The organism is Falsiroseomonas sp. RANM36, from assembly GCF_056682175.1.
The window spans coordinates 14,990-21,362 of the sequence record NZ_JBWXTD010000008.1; the positions used below are offsets into that span (position 1 = coordinate 14,990).

5 protein-coding genes and 1 pseudogene are annotated in these 6,373 nt (G+C 73.8%); 2 read left to right on the top strand and 4 right to left on the bottom strand.

Annotated elements, in window-relative coordinates:
- Positions 1 to 82: 82 nt before the first annotated feature.
- Complete coding sequence (locus tag AC1MIR_RS25715) at positions 83 to 631, bottom strand: carboxymuconolactone decarboxylase family protein (RefSeq protein ID WP_480031024.1); 549 nt, start codon at positions 629 to 631, stop codon at positions 83 to 85.
- Positions 632 to 783: 152 nt separating this feature from the next.
- On the opposite strand from AC1MIR_RS25715, the gene AC1MIR_RS25720 reads away from it, so the two are divergent.
- Complete coding sequence (locus tag AC1MIR_RS25720) at positions 784 to 1,713, top strand: LysR substrate-binding domain-containing protein (protein ID WP_480031025.1); 930 nt, start codon at positions 784 to 786, stop codon at positions 1,711 to 1,713.
- A 388-nt stretch (positions 1,714 to 2,101) separates the two neighbouring features.
- On the opposite strand, the pseudogene AC1MIR_RS25725 reads toward AC1MIR_RS25720, so the two are convergent.
- From AC1MIR_RS25725 to AC1MIR_RS25735, 3 genes and pseudogenes are all read right to left on the bottom strand, one after another.
- Positions 2,102 to 2,872 (bottom strand): annotated as a pseudogene (locus AC1MIR_RS25725) (hypothetical protein); the annotation flags it as partial.
- A 122-nt stretch (positions 2,873 to 2,994) separates the two neighbouring features.
- Positions 2,995 to 4,872 (bottom strand): ABC-F family ATP-binding cassette domain-containing protein, encoded by a 1,878-nt coding sequence (locus AC1MIR_RS25730; protein WP_480031026.1) that lies wholly within the window; start codon positions 4,870 to 4,872, stop codon positions 2,995 to 2,997.
- A 31-nt stretch (positions 4,873 to 4,903) separates the two neighbouring features.
- Complete coding sequence (locus tag AC1MIR_RS25735; protein ID WP_480031027.1) at positions 4,904 to 5,710, bottom strand: dienelactone hydrolase family protein; 807 nt, start codon at positions 5,708 to 5,710, stop codon at positions 4,904 to 4,906.
- A gap of 148 nt (positions 5,711 to 5,858) precedes the next feature.
- On the opposite strand from AC1MIR_RS25735, the gene ndk reads away from it, so the two are divergent.
- On the top strand, positions 5,859 to 6,281 hold the full coding sequence (gene ndk, locus AC1MIR_RS25740; RefSeq protein WP_480031028.1) for a nucleoside-diphosphate kinase: 423 nt from the start codon (positions 5,859 to 5,861) through the stop codon (positions 6,279 to 6,281).
- The last annotated feature ends 92 nt before the right edge of the window (positions 6,282 to 6,373 follow it).

A 6,373-nucleotide genomic window follows, 5' to 3' on the forward strand; every position in this document is an offset into this window, starting at 1 on the left:
GTCCCTGCGGGGGGGGGGGGGGGGGCGCCGGCGGGGGCCCCGGGGGGGGGGGGGGCCGGCGCCCGCCCCCCCCGCCTCGCCGTCACGCCGCACGGCGCTGCACGGCGGGGAAGTCCACCTCCGTGCCGGCGACCTCGTTGACGTAGTTGGTCAGCGTGTTCAGCGCGACATGCAGCACGATCTCGATCACCTGCGCATCGGTGAATCCGGCCGCGCGCACCGCGGCGAGGTCGCCGTCCGACACATGGCCGCGCGCCTCCACCACCCGCACCGAGAAGCGCACGGCCGCGTCGGCGCGCGGGTCGGTGCTGCCGCCGGCACGGTTCGCCTCGATCTCCGCCTCGTCCAGCTTCGCCAGGTGGCGGCCGAGATAGCTGTGCGCGGCCAGGCAGTAGCCGCAATCGTTGCGCTCCGCGACGGCCAGCGCGATGCGCTCGCGCGTGCGGGCATCGAGGCTGCCCTTCGCCAGCGCGCCATTGAGGCCGAGATAGCCTTCCAGCGCGGCGGGCGAGTTCGCGACCACGCGGAACAGGTTCGGCACGCTGCCGAGCTGCTTCTGCACGGCGCCGAGCAGCGGGCGGGCGGCTTCCGGCGCGGCCTCGATGCCGGCGGGGGTGGGAATGCGGGACATGGGATGATCCTCCGGTTGCGCCGGACCCGATGCCCGGCGTCGCGTCGGAAGCTGGACCCGGTGCCCCGGCCGCGGAATGCGCGCCGCCGGCAAGAGATTGTTCCGATCAACGCAATGGCGCAGGCTGCCGGCTCGTCTCGCGCGGGGTGGCGATGGACCGGCTGCAGGGCATGGAGATCGTCGTCGCCGTCGCCGAGACCGGCGGCTTCGCGAAGGCGGCCGTGCGGCTGCATCTCTCGCCGCCCGCCGTCACCCGCGCGGTCGCCGCGCTCGAGGAACGGCTCGGCGTCCGCCTCTTCACCCGCACCACGCGCTCGGTCGCGCCGACCGAGGCGGGGCTGCGCTTCCTCGACCGCGCGCGCGCCCTGCTGCAGCAGATCGACGAGGTCGAGAAGGAAGCCGCCGGCGAGATGGCGTTGCCGTCGGGGCAGCTGACGGTCACCGCCTCGGTCTCCTTCGGGCGGCATGCGGTGGCACCGGTGGTGGCGGAGTATCTCCGCGCCCATCCGCGGGTCACCGCGTCCCTGCTGATGCTCGACCGCCAGGTGAACCTGGTGGAGGAGGGCGTGGACGTCGCCGTGCGGATCGGCGAGCTGCCGGATTCGAGCCTGGTCGCGCGCGCCGTCGGACGGGTGCGGCGGCTGCTCGTCGCCAGTCCCGGCTACCTCGCGCGGCGCGGCGTGCCGGCCACCCCCGCCGATCTCCGCCTGCACGAGGTGATCGGCTTCACCGGCCTGATGCCGAACCGCGAATGGCGCCACGTGCAGGACGGCCGCGGCGCCGCGGTTCGGCTCGCGCCGCGCTTCGAGCTGAACGACGCGGCGGCCGCGATCGCCGCCGCCGAGGCCGGCGAGGGAATCACCATCTCGCTCTGCTACATGGCGGCCGAGGCGATCCGCGCGGGGCGGCTGGTCCCGGTGCTGGTGCCCTTCACGCCGGCCGCCGTGCCGGTGCAGCTCGTCACCCCGCAGGCGCGGCTGGTCGCGCCGAAGCTGCGCGCCTTCCTCGACTTCGCCGCGCCGCGGCTGCGCGCGCGGCTCGTGACCGACCTCGCGGTCCACCTCGATGCCGTGCCCGGCTGATCATTGCCGCGCGCGGAAGAAAGTCTTTCGGACGCCGCGCGTTCCGGCCGTCCGGGCCGCGCGCGATCTTCCCGGCACCGCGATCCGCGGAAGCACCCGGAAGGACCCCGCCGATGACCTCGCTCTCCCGCCGCCTGTTCGGCAGCGCCCTGCTCGCCACGCCGCTCGCCGCCGCGGCGCCCCCCCCCCCCGCCCCCCCCGCCCCCGCCGCCGGGGGGGGGGGGGCGCGCGGCGCGGGGGCGCGCGCCACGCCGCTCGCCATGCGGATGACGACGGCCGAGAGCAGCAGCAGGCCGAGGCTCAGGCCGCCGAGCACCCAGGCGGACCAGCGTACGGCCTCGCGCCACGGCGCCAGCGCCTGGTCCACCGGGACGCTGGCCGTCACCATCACCGGCCAGGTGGCGAGCTTGCGGAAGGCGATGATGCGCTCCTCGCTGCCGAAGGGCAGGGTGCCCCGCAGGCTCCCGGCGGTCTCGGGCGCCGCGAGCCGTGCGCCAAGCTCCGTCCCGCCGAGCGTCTCGCCGATCTGGTCCGGCCGCAGCCCGGTGCGGGCCAGCACCCGCCCGCCCGTGTCGAACAGGCCCATCGCGGTGCCGCTGCCGAATTCCCGAGACAGCGCGATGCCCTCGAAGAAGCTGGTGCGGGCGGAAACCTGCACGGCGCCGTCGAAGGCGCCGGACGCGTCGCGCAGCGACCGGCTGAAGGTGAACAGGAGCTCGTTGGTGATGCGGCTGTGCAGCGCCTCCCCGATATGCGTCGTGGCGCCGTCGCGATGCGCGCGGAACCAGCGGCGGTCCGACAGGTCAACCTGCGGCGCCGGATACGCGTAGGAGCTGGCCACCGGGATGCCCTGCCGGTCCACGACCAGCAGGTAGTCGCCGGCGGAACGCATCGAGAGATCCACCAGCCAGTCATGCGCGGCCCGGCTGCCGCGCAGCGCCGCGGCGCCGCCGAGATCGGCGATCCGCGTGGCGGCCTGCTCCGAGACCAGCTCGGCGCCGTCGAGCGTGCGCCAGGCGTATTGCTCCGCCACCAGCGCCAGGCTCCGCATCCCGATCTCGGCTCGCGCCAGCGCCGCTTCGCGTTCGTCCAGCAGCGAGGCCGCGCGCATCCATACCATCGCGGCAAGGAAAAGGGCGACCAGCGCGACCAGCGCCATGCTGATGCGGTTCGGGGCCAAACATCCTCCCGTTTGCAGGGCTGAGCGACGATCGGCACTGCAGCGTTACGCCGGCACCTTCTCCGCTAAAAGCCGTGAGGCGCCGTCTCACCGGGTCGTGATCAGGCCGCCGCTTCCAGCCGTTCGGAGAGCACCAGCCATTCCTCCTCCAGTGCGCCGGTCTCCTTCGCGATGGCGGCGCGGCGCGTCGTCGCCCAGGCGATGTCCTCGGCTTTCCGCTTCGCGTAGGTTTCGGGATCGGCGAGGCGCTTCTCGATCAGGCTTGCTTCGAGGCCGAGCCGTTCCAGCACCTTCTCGATCTCCTTCAGCCGCTGGCGCAGCGGCGCGAGCTTCTCGCGCGCTTCCGCCCGGTCGCGCCGTTCCGCCGCCTTCGCGCCGCCGGCCGGCGCGGCCTCGTCGCGGTTCGCCGCCCGCGCGCGTTCCGCCAGCAGCGCCCGGTAGTCGTCGAGGTCGCCGTCGAAGGGTTTCGCCGTGCCGTCGGCCACCAGCCAGAGCCGGTCCGCGACCAGCTCCACCAGATGCGGGTCGTGGGTGATCAGCAGCACGGCGCCAGCGAAATCGGCCAGCGCCTTCACCAGCGCCTCCCGCGCATCGATGTCGAGATGGTTGGTCGGCTCGTCCAGGATCAGCAGGTGCGGCGCGTCCCGGGTGCAGAGCGCGAGCAGCAGCCGTGCCTTCTCGCCGCCCGAGCAGCTCCTGACGCGCGTCTCCGCCTTCTCGCCCTGCAGGCCGAAGCGGGCGAGCTGCGCGCGGCATTGCGTTTCCGTCGCGCGCGGCAGGGCGGCCTGCATGTGGCTGAGCGGCGTGCCCTCCGGGTTCAGCTCCTCGGCCTGGTGCTGCGCGAAGAAGCCGACGCGCAGCTTCGGCGCGCGCCGGATCTCGCCGCGGCTCGGCGCGAGCCGTCCGGCCAGCAGCTTCGCCAGCGTGGACTTGCCGTTGCCGTTCGCGCCGAGCAGCGCGACGCGGTCATCCGCATCGAGGCGGAGGTCGAGGCCGCGCAGCACCGGCGGCCCGCCATAGCCCGCCTCGGCGCGCTCGATCGCGACGATGGGCGGCGAGAGCTCCTCCGGTTCGGGAAAGGCGAAGCGCGTCGGCGTGTCCTCGATGACCGCCTCCAGCGGCGGCAGTTTCTGCAGCGCCTTCAGCCGCGACTGCGCCTGCCGCGCCTTGGACGCCTTGTAGCGGAAGCGGTCCACGAAGGCCTGCATGTGGGCGCGCTGCGCCGCGATCTTGCTCGCCTCCGCGGCCTGCTGCGCCGCGCGCTCGGTCTTCTGCCGGACGAAGTTCTCGAAATTGCCCTGGTAGGTGGTGATCTTCGTCCGATCCAGATGCGCGATGATGTCCACGCAACGGTCGAGCAGCCCGCGGTCGTGGCTGACGACGATGGCCGCGCCGGGGAAGCGCGTGAGCCAGCCCTCCAGCCACATCGTCGCCTCGAGGTCGAGATGGTTGGTCGGCTCGTCCAGCAGCAGCAGGTCGGGCTCCAGGAACAGCGCGCGGGCCAGCGCCACGCGCATCCGCCAGCCGCCGGAGAAGGACGCCAACGGGCGGGCCTGCGCCGCCGCGTCGAAGCCGAGCCCGGCGAGGATGGTCGCGGCGCGCGCCGGCGCGGCCTCGGCGCGGATGGCGATGAGCCGTTCGTGGATCTCGGCCGCGCGGTGGCCATCCGGCTCCGTGTCGAGTTCCGCCAGCAGCGCCGCGCGCTCGGTGTCGGCGGCGAGCACGGCATCGAGCAGCGAGCCCTCCCCGCCCGGTGCCTCCTGCGCGACATGGCCGAGGCGGGCGCGGGCGGCGACGCGGATCTCCCCGCCATCCGGCTGGATCTCGCCGATGATCGCCTTGAGCAGGGTGGACTTGCCGGCGCCGTTCCGGCCGACCAGGCCGAGGCGGCGGCCCGTGTCGAGCGTCATGTCCGCGCCCTCCAGCAGCGCGCGGCCGCCGACGCGGAGCGTGAGGTTGCGGATGGCCAGGACGGTCATGCCGGGCTTGTAGCGTGGACCGGCTCCGCCGTCAGCGCAGCGCGCGGAGGAAGTCCATCACCTCCCGCCGCGCCGCGGCTGTCGCACCGGCATCGTAGCCCACCGTCGCGCCGTAGCCGCCCGGCGCGAAGCCGTTGCGATAGGCCGGCATGTAGCGCGGCGGCATGACGGACATGTCGTCGAAGCCGTGATGCGCGCCCGGCAACTCCACATAGCGGGGCTGGCGGCCGGGCGGGAACTGCTCGGCCATCCCGCGGCAGAAGCGCGCCGGGGTCCAGTCGTCGGCGCCGCCGGCGACGATCAGCACCGGCGCCTCCAGCCGGACCGGCCAGTTCGTGCAGGAGGCGTAGAGGGCGACGGCCCCGCGCAACCGCGGTGGGGCGGTGCGCCCCTCCACCCGTGCCCAGGCCTCCTCGCCGGCCAGGATGCCGGCGGTGGTGCCGCCCTGGGAGAAGCCGATGGCGAAGACCCGGTCGGCGCGCACATCGGGCCTCGCCTGCAGCAGGCGGATCAGCGCCACGCTGTCCTCGATGCGGGCCGGCAAGGCGCTGTTCGGGTTGGCCGTCATGGCGGTCTGGGCGATGCCGCGCGGCCCGTACTGGTCGGGGATCGCGACGAGGTAGCCCGCACCCACCAGCAGCGCACGCCACTGCTCGGAGTTCGGCAGCACGCCCATCGAGCCGTGCAGCAACACCACGGCGGGGAAGGGGCCGGGCCCCTCCGGCCGCGCGATGGCGGCGCGGATCGCCGGCCGCTCGGCCTCGGCGGGGCGCAACGTCTCGTACGGGCTGGCGCAGCCGGCCAGCAGCAGCATGCACGCCAGGAAGACGCGGCGCATGGAGGTCCCCGGACCGATGCCGTTCCACGCTAGCCAGCGCCCGGCGCGACTGTCCATCGGCACCCGTCGGGGCTTGCGCCGCCCCCCGGTTGCGCCTATCCCGCGCGCGCCTTCGCACGTGCAACAACAGCCCCCAGGACAAGCCGCCATGGCCATCGAGCGCACCTTCTCCATCATCAAGCCCGACGCCACGCGGCGGAACCTCACCGGCAAGATCAATGCCGTGTTCGAGGAGAACGGCCTGCGCATCGTCGCGCAGAAGCGGGTGTGGATGTCGCGCGCGCATGCCAAGGAATTCTACAAGGTCCACGCCGCGCGGCCGTTCTACAACGACCTCGTGGACTTCATGTGCTCCGGCCCGGTCGTGGTTCAGGTGCTGGAAGGCGAGAATGCCGTGGCCAGGAACCGCGAGCTGATGGGCGCGACCAACCCCGCCAATGCCGCCCCCGGCACCATCCGCAAGCTCTTCGCCGAGAGCATCGAGGCGAATTCGGTGCACGGCTCCGACAGCGCGGAGAACGCGGCGATCGAGATCGCCTATTTCTTCGCCGGCACCGAGATCGTCGGCTGAGCCTGCTGAGGCCGGCGCCCGCCCCCGTATCGGGGCGGTCGCCCGCGCCGCGGGGGGCCCCCCCCCCCGGAACCGTACATAAACCCCCCCCC

What these genes read in the sequence shown, in the direction of transcription:
- AC1MIR_RS25735 (WP_480031027.1), bottom strand. Translation starts at nt 5,710, where the DNA reads ATGCGCCGCGTCTTCCTGGCGTGCATGCTGCTGCTGGCCGGCTGCGCC.
- AC1MIR_RS25730 (WP_480031026.1), bottom strand. Translation starts at nt 4,872, where the DNA reads ATGACCGTCCTGGCCATCCGCAACCTCACGCTCCGCGTCGGCGGCCGC.
- ndk (WP_480031028.1), top strand. Translation starts at nt 5,859, where the DNA reads ATGGCCATCGAGCGCACCTTCTCCATCATCAAGCCCGACGCCACGCGG.
- AC1MIR_RS25720 (WP_480031025.1), top strand. Translation starts at nt 784, where the DNA reads ATGGACCGGCTGCAGGGCATGGAGATCGTCGTCGCCGTCGCCGAGACC.
- AC1MIR_RS25715 (WP_480031024.1), bottom strand. Translation starts at nt 631, where the DNA reads ATGTCCCGCATTCCCACCCCCGCCGGCATCGAGGCCGCGCCGGAAGCC.